11 protein-coding genes are annotated in these 16212 nt (G+C 39.9%); 6 read left to right on the plus strand and 5 right to left on the minus strand.

The window, feature by feature from the left end; all coding sequences use genetic code 11:
• The first annotated feature begins 300 nt into the window (after positions 1–300).
• A complete protein-coding gene (kimA, locus tag QK255_RS00970; protein WP_002293409.1) occupies positions 301–2124 on the plus strand; it encodes a potassium transporter KimA in 1824 nt (607 codons plus the stop codon).
• A 97-nt stretch (positions 2125–2221) separates the two neighbouring features.
• Here the strand turns inward: kimA and QK255_RS00975 are convergent, their stop codons facing one another.
• The 4 genes from QK255_RS00975 to QK255_RS00990 are packed head-to-tail and all read right to left on the minus strand — an operon-like array spanning position 2222 to position 5630.
• Positions 2222–2899 carry an ABC transporter permease gene (locus QK255_RS00975; RefSeq protein WP_002329722.1) on the minus strand — a complete coding sequence of 226 codons (678 nt, stop codon included), beginning with the start codon at positions 2897–2899 and terminating at the stop codon, positions 2222–2224.
• Complete coding sequence (locus QK255_RS00980) at positions 2896–3813, minus strand: osmoprotectant ABC transporter substrate-binding protein (RefSeq protein WP_002293406.1); 918 nt, start codon at positions 3811–3813, stop codon at positions 2896–2898. Before QK255_RS00980 ends, QK255_RS00975 begins: the two co-directional genes overlap by 4 nt.
• Positions 3810–4451 (minus strand): ABC transporter permease, encoded by a 642-nt coding sequence (locus QK255_RS00985; protein WP_002293405.1) that lies wholly within the window; start codon positions 4449–4451, stop codon positions 3810–3812. The genes QK255_RS00980 and QK255_RS00985 overlap by 4 nt, the downstream gene beginning before the upstream one ends.
• 3 nt (positions 4452–4454) lie before the next feature.
• The gene (locus tag QK255_RS00990) at positions 4455–5630 is read right to left on the minus strand and encodes a betaine/proline/choline family ABC transporter ATP-binding protein (protein ID WP_002329721.1); all 1176 of its coding nucleotides are present in this window, start codon (positions 5628–5630) and stop codon (positions 4455–4457) included.
• Positions 5631–5847: 217 nt separating this feature from the next.
• Between QK255_RS00990 and queA the strand changes: the two genes are divergently transcribed.
• Positions 5848–6879, plus strand: coding sequence for a tRNA preQ1(34) S-adenosylmethionine ribosyltransferase-isomerase QueA (gene queA, locus QK255_RS00995; RefSeq protein ID WP_002293403.1), 1032 nt, complete (start codon positions 5848–5850; stop codon positions 6877–6879).
• An 865-nt stretch (positions 6880–7744) separates the two neighbouring features.
• Complete coding sequence (locus QK255_RS01000) at positions 7745–10384, plus strand: cation-translocating P-type ATPase (protein WP_002293401.1); 2640 nt, start codon at positions 7745–7747, stop codon at positions 10382–10384.
• A 168-nt stretch (positions 10385–10552) separates the two neighbouring features.
• Here the strand turns inward: QK255_RS01000 and QK255_RS01005 are convergent, their stop codons facing one another.
• On the minus strand, positions 10553–11251 hold the full coding sequence (locus QK255_RS01005; RefSeq protein ID WP_002293400.1) for a DUF975 family protein: 699 nt from the start codon (positions 11249–11251) through the stop codon (positions 10553–10555).
• Positions 11252–11466: 215 nt separating this feature from the next.
• On the opposite strand from QK255_RS01005, the gene tgt reads away from it, so the two are divergent.
• The 3 genes from tgt to adhE all read left to right on the plus strand — a co-directional run bounded on the left by tgt (position 11467) and on the right by adhE (position 15991).
• Positions 11467–12612: a tRNA guanosine(34) transglycosylase Tgt gene (gene tgt / locus QK255_RS01010; protein ID WP_002293399.1), complete on the plus strand. Its 1146-nt coding sequence runs from the start codon at positions 11467–11469 to the stop codon at positions 12610–12612.
• 96 nt (positions 12613–12708) lie between these two features.
• The gene (gene yajC / locus QK255_RS01015; RefSeq protein ID WP_002293398.1) at positions 12709–13089 is read left to right on the plus strand and encodes a preprotein translocase subunit YajC; all 381 of its coding nucleotides are present in this window, start codon (positions 12709–12711) and stop codon (positions 13087–13089) included.
• A 304-nt stretch (positions 13090–13393) separates the two neighbouring features.
• Positions 13394–15991 (plus strand): bifunctional acetaldehyde-CoA/alcohol dehydrogenase, encoded by a 2598-nt coding sequence (gene adhE / locus QK255_RS01020; RefSeq protein ID WP_002336143.1) that lies wholly within the window; start codon positions 13394–13396, stop codon positions 15989–15991.
• Positions 15992–16212: the final 221 nt, after the last annotated feature.

Below are 16212 nucleotides of genomic sequence, written 5' to 3' on the forward strand. Positions count from 1 at the left end.
CAAAAACAGCTTCACATTTCTCTTTCAAAAGTTAAGATATAAAAAAGGATAGAACCTGATTTTCTAAGTCAAGTTCTATCCTTTTATTATAGAATTCAAAGAAAAAGCCCATAAAAAAATGTTAGATTTTTTCTGTATTAAAGCGTTTGAAAAAGGGCTTGATATTTTTCTGTTTTTTTCCAATTATTTTCTTAAAGTTTATTGACTTTTAAGGTCAGTGAGCGTACTATAACATCTTGTTTACTATAAATTTTCGACTATAATACTTGAAGTAAAATTGCGTGTAAAGGAGTTTAAAAATTGGATTACTTAAAAAGGTTGTTAGTAGGTAAGCCTTTAAAATCTGCTGAAAATGATGAGCACAAATTAACCCGTTTTGCTGCTTTGGCATTATTGTCGTCTGATGCGTTATCATCTATTGCATATGGTACGGAACAAATCGTTGTCGTTTTAGTCGCTTTGTCTGCTGCAGCTATCTGGTATTCGCTGCCCATTGCCGCTTTTGTTATTATTTTATTGATTTCCTTAACGCTATCATATCGTCAAATCATCCATGCTTATCCTCATGGCGGTGGAGCTTATGTCGTCAGCAGTGAGAATCTTGGGAAGAATGCGGGCTTGATTTCCGGTGGCTCTTTATTGATCGACTACATGTTGACGGTAGCAGTATCTGTCTCAGCAGGTGCTGAAGCAATCACATCAGCGGTGCCAGCATTATACGGGCATCAAGTTGCTATTTCTGTGACAATCGTTTTACTACTGATGATGCTGAATCTTCGTGGTCTGAGAGAATCTGCATCGTTCCTGTTATTTCCGGTGTACACATTTATCCTTGTGATCTCGTTGCTAATCGTTGTTGGGTTATATAATATCGTGACAGGTGCTGTGCCATTGCAAGCTACTGCGCTTCCAGGAGCGGCTGTTCCGGGGGTTTCTATCGCCTTGATTTTACGAGCATTTTCTTCTGGTTCCTCCTCTTTGACTGGGGTTGAGGCTATCAGTAATGCCGTACCATTCTTCAAAAAGCCAAGAGCCAAAAATGCCGCTGCCACATTGACGATGATGGCCTTGATCTTAGGTTTCTTCTTCGTTGGAATCACATTTATCAATTATTGGTATGGAATCGTTCCAGAAAAAGAAGTCACTGTTTTGTCTCAAATCGGTAAAGCTGTCTTTGGACATGGTATTTTGTATTACATCCTTCAATTTGCTACAGCGCTGATTTTAGCCGTTGCTGCCAATACTGGTTTTTCTGCTTTTCCAGTTCTTGCATACAATCTGGCAAAAGATAAATTCATGCCTCACATGTATCAAGATCGTGGGGATCGACTAGGCTATTCCAATGGGATTATCACTCTAGCGCTAGGTTCGATCGTGTTGCTGTTTATTTTCCATGGCTCAACAGAACGCTTGATTCCGTTATACTCTATCGGCGTGTTCATTCCATTTGCTTTATCTCAAACAGGGATGGTCGTCAAATGGAAAAAAGAAGGAAAAAAATGGTTAAGCAAATCGATTGCCAATATTACAGGTGCGTTCATCTCATATGCAATCATTGCGATTTTGTTCGTCTATCGGTTAGGAGACATTTGGCCTTTCTTCATCATCATGCCAATCGTTATGTTCATTTTTTATAAGATCCATGATCATTATAAAAAAGTGGCAGAACAGCTTCGTTTAGAAAATGATGCAAAACTACATGACTATGACGGAAATACCGTTCTTGTATTAGTTGGGAATGTGACACGGGTGAATATCGGTGCGTTGAATTATGCACGTTCGATCGGTGATTATGTCGTTGCGATGCACGTTTCGCTAGACGAAGATGTCGAAAAAGAAAAAGAAATCGAAGCAGAATTTAAAAAGCATTTCCCAGATGTCCGTTTCTCAATCGTCCACTCTTCTTACCGCTCGATTGAAAATCCAATTATCCGTTATGTAGATATCGTAAGTAAAAATGCAGCGAAACAAAACTATACAACTACTGTGCTGATTCCTCAATTTGTACCAAACAGACGCTGGCAGAATATTCTCCATAACCAAACAAGTTTGCGGTTAAGATTGCGATTGTCTTGGCGTGAAAATATCGTTGTCAGCACCTATAGCTACCATTTGAAGAAATAAGTCCATCAAGAATCTGGGACACAAAGTAGTTTATTGAATATCATTTAAATAAAAAAGGTCGTAGCGCTCAAGCGCTACGACCTTTTTTTGTCTTGATTCATTCTGTCTGCGATTTTTTTGAAGCAGGATCTAGCCGTCTTTCCAAAATACCTAAAAGCCAGTCCGTGATGATCGCCATTAATGCAGTTGGCAATGCACCGGCTAAAATAATCGATGTGCCATCTGTTGCATTGGTTCCTCGGATAATGATATCTCCAAGACCACCAGCACCGACGAATGCACCGATCGCGGTTATCCCGATGGCAACAACTAACGCATTTCTTATGCCTGCCATGATAACAGAAACAGAGAGTGGTAACTCTACCATGAATAGTCGTTGTCTAGCAGTCATCCCCATGCCTTTGCCGACATCAAGGATATTTTTGTCTACTTGGATCATCCCAGTGTACGTATTCTTGATAATGGGTAACAGGGAATATAAAAATACAGTAACAATCACGACATTGACTCCCAGACCTAATCCAATGATCAGAATGGAGATCATGGCTAAGGAAGGGATCGTCTGGATGATATTCGCCAAACGAATCACCCAGTTTGCTAATTTACGTCTCCTAGAAATCATGATCCCGACCGGAATCCCGACAACTGCTGCAAAGAGGACACCATAGATAGAAATCAGGAAGTGACGGATAAATTGTGCAAAGATATAGGAGCCATTTTCCTGGAAATAATAGAAAAATTGTTGAAAGACATTCATTTTATCCAATTGCTTCACTTCCCTTCAAAATAGTGGTTTTCTTGTAAGAAACGTTGTGCTACTACTGATGGTTCCACTAGATTATTATCTGCTTCGTAGTTCAATTCCTGCATTTTTTCCGTACTGATGGTATGACCTAACTTATTTAAGGCTTCTTTTAAATGAGGTGTATCAGCTAATACCTTGTTGTCTACAACTGGAGCAGCATCATATGGTGGGAAGAATTGACGATCATCTTCCAACATGACTAGATCATAACTGGCAATCCGTCCATCCGTAGAGTAGCCAAGAACAATATCCATTTTTCCTGCTTCGACTGCATCGTAAACAAGTCCAATCTGCATAGGTAAGATCGAATTAAAAGAGAAGCCATAAGTTTCCTGGAAGCCGTCGTAACCGTCTCCTTTACGATTGATCCAAGAAGTATCTACACCAGCTACTAATTCATCCGCTACATTTTTCAGATCGCTGACTTTAGATAGATGGTATTTTTGTGCGGTGTCTTTTCGAACAAGAAAGACATACGTATTTTCAAAACCATAGGACGGGAACCACGTTTGATCGTATCTTTTCTCAAATTCATCTTTCACGGTAGCAAATGCTTTTTTCGGATCTTTTTCAGGAGGAAGATTCAATGTAGTGGTTAAATCTGTTCCTGTGTAACGAGCTGCTGAAATCGAAGCATCTCCGTTCATCATCGCTTGGTGGTTGATAGTTGTAGTAGCCAGATTGTTGATGATCGCTGTGTTTTTATCTGTATAATGTTCAACCATACCGGCAACTAGACTTGCTAAGATCTGAGCTTCAGAAGTGATTCCACCTGTGATCGAGATGGTGTCTTCATCTGTATTGCTGGCAAGTCCAGGGAAGGAACAACTCGCAAGTATAAGAAGAGAGAGAAGAACCATGGTCATTTTTAATATACGTTTCATTCTTCATTCTCCTCTCTAAGTGCGATCGGTGTCAGCCGGTGTTCCAAGAGACCTAGAAGCCAATCAGCCAACAGTGCTAAAATCGTTACAGGGATCGTACCTGCCAAAATGAGATCTGGTTGGTAATTATTCAGTCCACTAAAAATCAAATCACCTAGACCACCAGCCCCGATATAAGAGGCAAGGGTAGCCCATGCAATCACGTAAACGGCAGCTAAACGAATGCCGGCCATGATCGTTGGCATAGCAATAGGCAGTTCGACGGAAAAAATGGATTGGAACTCAGTCATTCCCATCCCTTTTGCCACATCCCGATAATTCCAATCGACATTTTTCATCCCGATATACGTATTTCGTAGAATTGGCAATAATGAATAAATAAAGAGAGCGATGATCGCAGGTAATTTACCTACACCAAATAGCGGGATCATCAATGCCAATAAAGCAAGAGAAGGGATTGTCTGCAAGGCACTGGTTAAGCCAATCACAATCGTGGCAGCTTTCGGAAAACGTGTCAGTAAGACACCAAGCGGTACAGCAATGATGATACCAATGATCAAAGCAAGTCCCGAAATATAAAGATGTTCAAAACCTTTTGAGAGAATTTCTGAACCGTGCTGATGAAAAAACTGCTGCATAGGTCAGACCTCCTTAGATTCTTCAGGAGTAGCTGACTCTGCAACATCAGTAGTTGCGGGGTCTTCTCCCCAAATCACATCGTAGACGATATCCACTAATGATGCGCGAGTCAAGATACCTACGACTTTGTTCTGTTCATCAACGACCGGCACGTATTTCAGCCCGCGTTTTAAAATGCGTTGCAAGGTATCACGAAGATAGGCGGATTCTTTTACGTAAAAAACATGTTTATTCAAAATGTCGCCTACACTGGATACTTTTCCTCGTTTTTTATTCAACGTTTCTACATCGATAAATCCTTTTAATACATTCGAATTATCGGTAACTAACAACGTATCTACACGTTTTTCCCTCATCAGTTTGATTGCTTCTTGTAATGATTTTTCCGGTGTAATCGTGATTGCTGTATTTAGCATAACTTCTCCGACTCTTGTCGCATTTGGTTTTGCTTGTAGTAAGCGATCTTCTCCAATCAACTCTTCTACGAAATCGTTTGCAGGATGACGTAAAATATTTTCTGGTGTATCGAATTGGATCACACGACCTTCACTCATGATGGCGATACGACTTGCTAGTTTAATCGCTTCATCCATGTCATGGGTAACGAAGACGATGGTTTTACCGAGTCGTTCTTGTAAATCTTTGACCAGATCCTGAAGTGAATCGCGAGTGATGGGATCAAGGGCACCAAATGGCTCATCCATCAGTATGATATCCTGATTGGCTGCCAAGGCACGAACGACTCCAATACGCTGCTGCTGACCACCAGATAATTCATGTGGGTAGCGATCTAACATCTCACGGGGCAATTCCACAAGATCAATCATTTTTTCAGCTGTTTTATTCCGTTCTTCTTGACTGACTTTCAACAATTTTTGGACAAGAGTGATATTTTCACGAATCGTCATGTGAGGCATCAATCCAATACTTTGGATAACATAGCCTATCTGACGTCGCAATTCCACTGGATCAATTTCTTGGATGGATTTTCCATCAATCAAAATTTTCCCTTGTGTTGGATCAGTCATTCGGTTGATCATCCGCATCGTTGTGGTTTTTCCGCTTCCGCTTGTACCGATAAAACAGATGAATTCGCCTTTTTCAAACGATAGATTGACGTCTTCGACAGCGATTTTTCCGCCTTTATAGATTTTTGAGACATTCTGGAATTCAATCATGGTGCCACCTCTTCTTTTCTTTTTCAATGAAGGTTCTCCTACTACTAGTATGCCTAAAAGAACGCTAGATTACAAATGAGGTGTATTTTTTTGGGCGCTGAGTGTTTTTGATGAAAATAAAAGGGACAGAGTCAAGAAAAATCAGTCGCCGTTTTTTGCCAATTCAGCACGAAAAATGGTAGAATGATTGAGCACATGATAGAAAGTGAGTGACGATATGTTAACAACAGAAGATTTTGATTTTGACTTGCCGGAAGAGTTGATCGCACAGACACCATTAAAAGACCGCGATCATTCTCGTTTACTTGTTTTGGATCGGAAAACTGGAGAAATGAAAGACAAGCATTTCCATGAAATCATTGAAGAATTACACCCTGGTGATGCGCTAGTCATGAATAATACACGAGTTCTGCCTGCTCGTTTATATGGAGAAAAACCAGATACTGGTGCTCATTTAGAAGTCCTTCTTCTAACGAATACAGAAGGAGATACGTGGGAGACATTGATCAAACCTGCGAAACGTGCCAAAGTTGGGACAAGAATCTCTTTTGGTGATGGCAGACTGCAAGCAGTAGTGAAAGAAGAATTGGAACACGGCGGACGGATCATTGACTTTGAGTATGAAGGAATTTTCCTAGAGATTCTTGAATCATTGGGAGAAATGCCATTGCCTCCATATATCAAAGAACGTCTGGAAGACCCAGATCGCTATCAAACTGTCTATGCGAAAGAAAATGGGTCTGCTGCAGCGCCAACAGCGGGATTGCATTTTACGAAAGAACTGCTTGATGAAATCGAAGCAAAGGGTGTTGAATTAGTCTATCTGACACTACACGTAGGGTTAGGTACGTTCCGTCCTGTCAGCGTAGATAAGATCGAAGAACACCATATGCATAGTGAATTCTACCGTTTGACGGAAGAAGCAGCTGAACGATTGAATCAAGTACGTAAAAATGGCGGGAAAATCGTGGCTGTCGGAACAACTTCAATTCGAACATTAGAAACGATTGGGACGAAATTTAATGGAGAAATCAAAGCAGACAGCGGATGGACTGATATTTTCATTACGCCTGGCTATGAATTCAAAGTGGTAGAAGCTTTCTCAACTAATTTCCATTTGCCAAAATCAACTTTAGTCATGTTAGTAAGTGCTTTTGCCGGAAGAGAATTGACATTATCTGCTTATCAGCATGCGATTGACGAGCGCTATCGTTTCTTTAGTTTCGGAGATGCGATGTTCGTGAAATAAGACTGTTTAGAACAATCGTACTCTGAGTATGAAAAAGTCAAGAATATCTCCGTAAAAACAAAGAAAAAAGCTGCCGATTTTTTAACTGGCAGCTTTTTTCGATGCTTCTATTCGCAGATAATTATGCAGTTGCGTTTCTGCTTTGAAGCACGTGTTATTACTAGAAACTTCATTAACGAGTAATAACATTGAAGAAGTTAAGAACTATCTTTATGATACACCAACTTTTCAGCGACAATCGATCAATTTTTGTATGAAAAATGTAGTAAAATGCAAGTTAAAAGTTAAGAAAAATGCGTACAAATAAGAAAAAGCCGAGCTCTCGATAAGCTCGGCTTTCTTGTATCTCGGAAGGATTCAAATAAACAGAAATGATTGTAACTTTCCATCATACATGCAAAGCACGGTGTTGAATTTCTTCATGTTAAACAAAAATTTTGTTTTCGTTACATCTTCAACATTTGAAACATCTCTTGTTCCTATTCAATTTTCAGACATTTACGTTATTCAATTGTTACGTATCGCATTACTTCTTGTTTCGGATACTTCGTGATCCAAACATCCATACGCATTCACTATTTATAGTTTTGTACTCTACACGCATGTCTGGGTGAAACCTGTACTTCTAACAACTTTGTTTGCTTACACTGTTCTATCGAGAAATTCTTCTGTTTATTTGATGGTATCCTCCTTCCTTACATCTATATAATAGCATCTTTTGGTAGCGTTTGCAAATGTAAGTGCTTTGGATTTTATACTTTCTTAACAAATAATCAATAGGCCCTTTGTTTGAAGTAATTAAAAAAAGGATGTTATAGTAAAATTAGTACCTTTTTTTGTACGAAGATTTTAAAGGAGGAATAGGATGGAAGAATACAAGCAGACAATAGAAGAAGTAAGGAAGGTAACGGAAGCAGATCCAGATACTGGGTTGTCTTCACAAGAAGTGGATGAACGACGAAAAAAGCAGGGATTGAATAAATTCAATGAGGCACCAAAAGAATCAATGATCAAAAAATTCTTTCGAAGCTTGTCGGATTTTACAACGATCGTACTTCTTATAGCAGCGGTGATTTCCTTTTATACTGCATTTGCTACAGAGCATGGAGATTTATTTGAAGGACTGCTGATCATCGCTATCGTTGTGATCAACTCGGTATTGTCAATCGTCCAAGAAGGAAACGCAGAAAAAGCACTGGAATCCTTGCAAGATATGAATAAACAAACGGCAACTGTCATACGTGACGGCAAAGTGACCACTGTCGAGTCAGAGCAACTGGTGGTTGGGGATATTCTTGTTTTAGAGTCCGGTGATGCTATTTCTGCCGATGCCCGTTTGATCGAAGCATCCCAATTACGTGTAGAAGAATCGGCGCTGACTGGAGAAAGTGAAGCAGTCGAAAAAGATGCAGCATTCGTCGCAAAAGAAGATGAGTCATTAGGTGACCAACTTAATATGGTATTTAAAGGGTGTACGGTTGCTGCAGGTCGTGGGAAAGCCATCGTCACGGCTATTGGTATGGCTACTGAAATGGGTAAGATCGCGGATCTTTTGAACGAAAACACCATGCAAAAGACACCTTTACAGGTCCGGTTGAATCAGCTAGGCAAACGAATCAGTATGATCGCTTTAGCGGCTGCGGCTTTAGTATTTGTGATTGGTGAATTACAAGGAGAACCACTCCTTGAAATGTTCATGACTTCGATTTCCTTGGCTGTTGCAGCTGTACCGGAAACCTTGACTGTTATTGTTACGTTGACACTTGCATACGGTGTGCAGAAGATGGCGAGGAAACATGCGATTATCCGGCAGCTACCAGCAGTAGAGACGCTAGGAACCGCTAATGTTATCTGCTCAGACAAAACAGGAACGCTGACACAAAATGAAATGCGCGTCCGCCGAGTCTGGAGCAAAGACGATGAAGTAACGAATATCGAAGACTCAATGACGAACAGCGCGATGGAAATATTGAAAATGGCTGCATTATGTACAGATGTGACGGTCGAACAAGAAGACGATGATCTTGTTATCAAAGGTAATCCAACAGAGGTAGCCATCGTTAGGGCTGTTGAAGAGAATTATCATACAAAAGCAGAATTAGAAGAAAAATATCCACGAGTAAACGAGCTTCCTTTTGATTCTGAACGAAAAATGATGACAACGGTTCATCAAATGGGTGAAAAATACATCTCAATCACCAAAGGAGCATTCGATGTTCTGGCTCCGCGCTTTAGTTCAGGCGATGTAGAACAAGCAGGAATCGTTAATGATCGTTTCGGTAAACGGGCACTGAGAGTGATTGCTGTTGGTTATGCTACTTATGACGAAGAACCGCAAGATATTTCTTCTGAAGCGTTGGAAAAAGACTTACGTTTGATTGGTCTGATCGGAATGATCGATCCGCCGCGTCCAGAAAGTAAAGGAGCAATCAAGCGAGCGAAAAAGGCCGGCATCAAAACAGTCATGATCACTGGAGATCATGTGGTAACTGCCAGTGCCATAGCGAAAGAATTAGGTATCTTGAATGATCCGTCAGAAGCACTCTCAGGATCAGAACTGCATCAATTATCAGACGAGGAATTAGATGCGCGTGTCAAATCTCTCTCTGTCTATGCTCGGGTAACGCCAGAAGATAAGATCCGAATCGTCAAATCTTGGCAACGTACGGGTGCAGTCGTAGCGATGACTGGTGATGGCGTGAATGATGCACCAGCGTTGAAAGCAAGTAATGTCGGATGTGCCATGGGGATCACAGGTACAGATGTGGCGAAAAGTGCCGCAGATATGATTCTGACGGATGACAACTTTGCGACGATCGTCGATGCTGTCATTCAAGGACGCTCGGTTTATCAGAATATTCGTAAAGCAATCAACTTTTTGCTAAGTTGCAATATTTCGGAGATCTTTATTGTTTTGATTGCGATGCTGTTAGGCTGGGGAGCGCCATTCACAGCTGTACAACTACTGTTTGTCAATGTAGTTGCCGATGGACTTCCAGGATTTGCATTAGGAAGAGAACCAGCAGAACACGGTATCATGGATCAGCCACCTATTCCGAAAAACGAAGGAATCTTTGCTCGAGGCTTATTGCAAAAAATCGCCATAAACGCAGGGGTCTTTACCATCGTGACACTGTTTGGTTATTATTTAGGTAGTTATGTCGATACCATCAGTCCATGGGTAGACGCAAGTCAGCATGTCGGTCAAACAGTTGCATTCTTGATCTTAGCTTATTCATCAATTTTGCATGTGTTCAATGTACGCAGCAGTCAATCGATCTTCAAAGTCAATTTAGCAACGAATAAAGCGTTGTTTGAAATGGCGTTACTGGCATTAGCTATTACAACAGCTGTTGCTTTGCTGCCGTTTACGCAAGAACTATTCGGCCTAGTACACATCAGTTTGAATCACTGGTTCTTGGTAGGGATTTTGTCTATCGTACCAATCGCGGTCAATGAACTGATCAAGTTCCATCGATTACCGGAAGCAGAAGAAGAGGAATGATCAACTGTTTCTAAGTTGATTTTCTTTTTACTGGAACTATACAAAAAGGAGGTGTGACATGAATGTTGTCACACCTCCTTTTTTGCTAATAGGCTGAATATTTCTTTTACTGCCTCTAGATAAACGGTGTTCTCCTACCAACCCCTCGGTCACAAGTCACACTCTCTTTTAAATATCTTTCGGCAATTGTTCATAAAATGCTGCTTTTGTTGCAGAAATGTATGGGCTGAGCCATAGATAACCGATACCAGCAGTTGCTAATGCTAAGATATGCCAGCCAATAAATGAAAGATCTAACCAGAAAAGTTTTCCTTTGTAACCATCCATCAATTTTCGACTTGCGGTGATCGTATCCAGTACTTTAGGCGTTTGACCTGTTTCTTGGACGATATCATAATAGATAAAATAGCTTTGAGAATAAGAATAGCTTTTAATGATTCCAGGAATAACTAATAACAAACCCCATAATGTTGTAAAGATTGAAATCAACACAGCTAAACCGATCACTCCGCCGATAAACAAACCTTTGAATCCACGAAATGCATCTTTGAATGGTTCAATCTGATCTTTTTGACCACGTAAAACATCAAGATAAGTCCAAGAAATACCACTCATGAACAAAGCGCTGATAATGCTAGAAATAATTCCACCACCGCCTCCTGAACTACCGCTTCCTGATGCCATCGCATCTGAGACGTTCGCTGAGCCATCATATGTGGCAATAGCAAACAAGATAATAGGAATCATAATAAGAAGAATAGCAACAATACCAATCAATGTAGGGATTAGATTTAATAAAACAGCTTGACCCCACCGACCTTTTAAACTCTCTTTTGCTTGGCGTTTTAATTCTGCAGAAGATTGCATGATTTTACCCTCCTTTCTTTCATAAAACCAATATACCATGTATCAAAAAATATTTCTGTCATAATGTTTATTTCTTTTTTGTTATTCATGAAAAAAAATAAAAAAAAGAATATTAAATAAAGTAGAAGGAAGCCGAGGGAACTTGCAAAAAGCACTTGAAACGATTATGATGGTGGGAGTTGTCAAGATATTTTATATAGAAAGTAGGGAAATGAATGACGCAACCTGCCATTCGCTATCGTTTAATCAAGAAAGAAAAACATACTGGCGCGCGTTTAGGGGAATTGATCACGCCGCACGGAACTTTTCCCACACCAATGTTCATGCCAGTAGGAACATTAGCTACAGTAAAAACAATGTCCCCAGAAGAGTTGAAAGAAATGGGTGCTGGCGTTATTTTAAGTAATACATATCATTTATGGCTACGCCCTGGTGAAGACTTAGTAGAAGAAGCTGGCGGACTGCATAAATTTATGAACTGGGATCAACCGATTTTAACAGATTCAGGCGGCTTTCAAGTTTTTTCATTAAGTGATATGCGGAATATCGAAGAAGAAGGCGTGCATTTCAAAAACCACTTGAATGGTTCGCGTATGTTTTTATCACCAGAAAAAGCAATCAACATCCAAAATAAATTGGGCTCTGATATTATGATGAGTTTTGACGAATGTCCACCATTCGATGAAAGTTACGACTACGTGAAAAAATCAGTAGAACGTACGTCTCGATGGGCAGAACGAGGATTGAAAGCTCATGCTAACCCAGACCGTCAAGGATTATTTGGAATCATTCAAGGCGCAGGATTTGAAGATCTTCGTCGTCAAAGCGCGAAAGATCTAGTCGGCATGGATTTCCCTGGTTACTCAATCGGCGGGTTATCTGTCGGGGAACCTAAATCAGAAATGAACCGTGTATTAGAATTCACTACACCGTTGATCCCCGAAAACAAACCACGTTACTTGATGGGTGTCGGTGCTGCTGATTCATTGATCGATGGTGTTATCCGTGGAGTAGACATGTTTGACTGTGTCTTGCCTACTCGAATCGCTCGAAATGGCACATGTATGACTTCTCAAGGCCGTCTAGTAGTGAAAAATGCGAAATATGCCCATGATTTCCGTCCAATTGATGAGAAATGTGATTGTTACACATGTAAAAACTATACACGTGCCTATATCCGCCATTTGATCAAATGTGATGAAACATTTGGCATTCGTTTGACTTCTTACCATAATTTATACTTCTTGTTGAATCTAATGAAACAAGTGCGTCAAGCAATCATGGATGATAATTTGCTTGAATTTAGAGAAGGCTTTTTTGAAGAATACGGGTTCAATAAAGAAAACGCAAAAAGTTTCTAAAGGAAAATCTTTTAAAAATTAAGTAAAAAACTAGTGTTAGCAGCATTTTTCTGCTAAAGTGTTTTTTGTAGATACAGAATTAGTGAGGTGAAAAAAATGGGATCATTACCAATGCTTGTGATGTTTATCGCGCTATTAGCAATGTGGTTTTTTATGTCACGTTCGCAAAAGAAACAACAGCAAGAACGTCAAAACTTGTTAGATAGCATGAAACCAGGTGATTCAGTCGTAACAATTGGCGGATTACACGGAGTTGTTTCAGAAATCGACAATGATAAACGGACAGTCGTTATAGACTGCGAAGGGATCTTCCTTGAGTACGATCGTGCAGCAATCAAAACGGTCAAACCAGGAACTGTCGTAACAAATGATGCAACGACTACTGTTGAAACAACAGAAGAACCAGCTGAGACAGTTGAAGTAAAAACTGAAACAACAGAAACGCTGGAAGAGACAGAAGAGAAAAAAGAAAAATAAGTATCAAAGCTTATTTAAAAACGAGGTAGGGCAGAAAGGTGTCCTACCTCATTTTTTATTCAAAAAAGAAAGAGATAAGAGCATAGGATACATTGCTCAACGTTGAATAATCGGGTGTGCCATATAAATAATAATAAATAACTTTATATATTTTTCCATGTAAACACTTATAAATAAAGGGATTTTATATTTAAAAATAACTGTGAAAAAAATCACAAAAAAGTGTTTACATAGAAAAACAGATATTGTATGATATACATGTGAATAATTTAACAAATAACCATGACCCATTAGGAGGATAATGATGGCTAAAGTAATGGAAAAAGAAAAAACGAAGACAATTGACGTACAAGCAATGATTGATGGTTTGGCAGAAAAAGCAAATGTAGCATTGAAAGAAATGGAAAGCTTTGATCAAGAAAAAGTGGACCATATCGTGCATGAAATGGCAATGGCAGCTTTAGATCAACATATGCCATTAGCAAAAATGGCTGTGGAAGAAACAGGTCGCGGTGTTTACGAAGATAAAGCAATCAAAAATATGTATGCGTCCGAATATATTTGGCATAATATCAAACATGATAAAACAGTTGGTGTAATCAATGAAGATGTCCAAAAGGGATTGATTGAAATTGCTGAACCAGTCGGTGTGGTTTGCGGAGTAACTCCAACAACGAATCCGACTTCCACAACGATTTTCAAATCAATGATCGCGTTGAAAACAAGAAATCCAATCGTTTTTGCTTTCCATCCAAGTGCCCAAAAATCTTCTGCAGAAGCAGCACGAGTGGTACGTGATGCTGCTATCGCTGCCGGAGCTCCTGAAAATTGTATCCAATGGATCGAACATCCATCGATCGAAGCGACTTCTATGCTAATGAACCATCCAGGTATCGCGATCGTCTTAGCGACAGGTGGAGCTGGAATGGTCAAGTCTGCTTACTCTACAGGAAAACCAGCTTTAGGTGTAGGTCCAGGTAACGTACCAGCTTATATTGAAAAAACAGCAAAAATTAAACGTGCAGTGAACGATTTGATCGTTTCGAAAACATTTGATAATGGGATGATCTGTGCTTCTGAACAAGCTGTGATCGTGGACAAAGAAATCTACGCAGCAGTAAAAGCGGAATTCCAAGCACACCAAGTTTATATCGTAAAACCAGATGAATTGCAAAAATTGGAAGATGCAGTGATGAACGAAGGAAAATATGCGGTCAATCCATCAATCGTTGGACATTCTGCGATGGAAATCGCTAAATTGGCAGGAATCAGTGTACCAAAAGGAACGAAAATGCTGATTGCTGAATTGGAAGGCGTAGGACCAGATTATCCGCTATCAAGAGAAAAACTTTCTCCAGTTCTTGCCATGATCAAAACTAACAACACGGACCATGCGTTCGATTTGTGTGAAGGTATGTTGAATCTTGGAGGATTAGGACATACAGCAGTTATCCATTCAGAAAACGAAGAGTTGCATGTCAAATTCGGTCTTCGAATGAAAGCTTGTCGTATTTTAGTGAATACACCATCTGCAGAAGGCGGCATCGGTGATATCTATAACGAAATGATTCCGTCATTGACTTTGGGATGCGGTTCTTATGGTAAGAACTCTGTTTCTCGTAACGTCTCTGCTGTAAACTTAATCAATGTCAAAACTGTAGCGAAACGGAGAAATAACATGCAATGGTTCAAATTACCGCCAAAAATCTTCTTTGAAAAGAATTCTCTATTGTACTTAGAGAAAATGGAAAATGTTGAACGTGTCATGATCGTTTGTGACCCAGGTATGGTCCAATTCGGTTACTGCGATACAGTTCGTGAAGTATTGGCACGACGCAAAAATGATGTGAAGATCGAAGTCTTCTCAGAGGTTGAACCGAACCCATCAACAAATACCGTATACGCAGGAACGAAATTGATGGCAGACTTCAAGCCAGATACAGTGATCGCTCTTGGAGGCGGTTCTGCAATGGACGCGGCTAAGGGAATGTGGATGTTCTATGAACACCCAGACACATCTTTCTTCGGTGCAAAACAAAAATTCTTGGATATCCGTAAACGGACATACAAGATCGATAAACCAGAAAAGACACAATTCGTATGTATCCCGACAACATCAGGGACTGGTTCTGAAGTAACACCATTTGCGGTCATCACTGACAGTGAAACACATGTGAAATATCCGTTGGCAGATTATGCATTGACACCGGATGTCGCAATCGTCGATCCTCAATTCGTTATGTCAGTTCCAGCATCTGTCACAGCAGATACAGGAATGGATGTGTTGACGCATGCAATTGAATCTTATGTTTCAGTCATGGCTTCAGACTATACACGCGGATTGAGTCTGCAAGCGATCAAATTAGTCTTTGACTATTTAGAAAAATCAGTGAAAACACCTGATATGGAATCACGTGAAAAAATGCACAACGCTTCTACAATGGCTGGTATGGCGTTTGCTAACGCATTCCTAGGTATTTGTCACTCAGTCGCACATAAAATCGGCGGGGAATACGGGATCCCTCATGGGCGGACAAATGCGATTCTTTTACCGCATATTATCCGCTACAATGCAAAAGATCCACAAAAACATGCGATGTTCCCTAAATATGACTATTTCCGTGCAGATACAGATTACGCAGATATTGCAAAATTCTTAGGTCTGAAAGGCGAAACAACAGAGGAATTAGTCGAAGCTTTAGCAACTGCTGTTTATGAATTAGGAAAATCTGTCGGCATCAACATGAGTCTAAAAGCTCAAGGAGTCACACAAGAAACACTAGATACTACCGTAGACCGTATGGCTGAATTAGCTTACGAAGACCAATGTACGACAGCTAATCCGAAAGAACCATTGATCTCTGAATTGAAACAAATCATCATTGATGCTTACAATGGATAAGCAAAAGAAAGCATAGAAAAGAGATAAAAAAATAGATGAAAAAGAACTTGGAAAACGTTGTTTCTCCAAGTTCTTTTTTTGTTTTCTAAGTATTTGAAAGTTACTTTTGTTATTTAACGTTTAGGTCAATTTTAGACAGTTTTTGTTCAAAAAGCGATATTTATAGTGAACGGTATTACTGCTATATTAAGGATATAAAAATGAAAGCGTTTAAAAAGGTG

The sequence above is a fragment of the Enterococcus sp. ZQ21 genome (genome assembly GCF_030053755.1).
GTDB classification, from domain to species: domain Bacteria; phylum Bacillota; class Bacilli; order Lactobacillales; family Enterococcaceae; genus Enterococcus_B; species Enterococcus_B lactis.

Excerpts from the sequence above, each read along its gene's own strand:
- QK255_RS00980 (WP_002293406.1), bottom strand. The coding sequence starts at position 3,813 with ATGAAACGTATATTAAAAATGACCATGGTTCTTCTCTCTCTTCTTATA.
- QK255_RS00985 (WP_002293405.1), bottom strand. The coding sequence starts at position 4,451 with ATGCAGCAGTTTTTTCATCAGCACGGTTCAGAAATTCTCTCAAAAGGT.
- QK255_RS00990 (WP_002329721.1), bottom strand. The coding sequence starts at position 5,630 with ATGATTGAATTCCAGAATGTCTCAAAAATCTATAAAGGCGGAAAAATC.
- queA (WP_002293403.1), top strand. The coding sequence starts at position 5,848 with ATGTTAACAACAGAAGATTTTGATTTTGACTTGCCGGAAGAGTTGATC.
- QK255_RS01000 (WP_002293401.1), top strand. The coding sequence starts at position 7,745 with ATGGAAGAATACAAGCAGACAATAGAAGAAGTAAGGAAGGTAACGGAA.
- QK255_RS01005 (WP_002293400.1), bottom strand. The coding sequence starts at position 11,251 with ATGCAATCTTCTGCAGAATTAAAACGCCAAGCAAAAGAGAGTTTAAAA.
- tgt (WP_002293399.1), top strand. The coding sequence starts at position 11,467 with ATGACGCAACCTGCCATTCGCTATCGTTTAATCAAGAAAGAAAAACAT.
- yajC (WP_002293398.1), top strand. The coding sequence starts at position 12,709 with ATGGGATCATTACCAATGCTTGTGATGTTTATCGCGCTATTAGCAATG.
- adhE (WP_002336143.1), top strand. The coding sequence starts at position 13,394 with ATGGCTAAAGTAATGGAAAAAGAAAAAACGAAGACAATTGACGTACAA.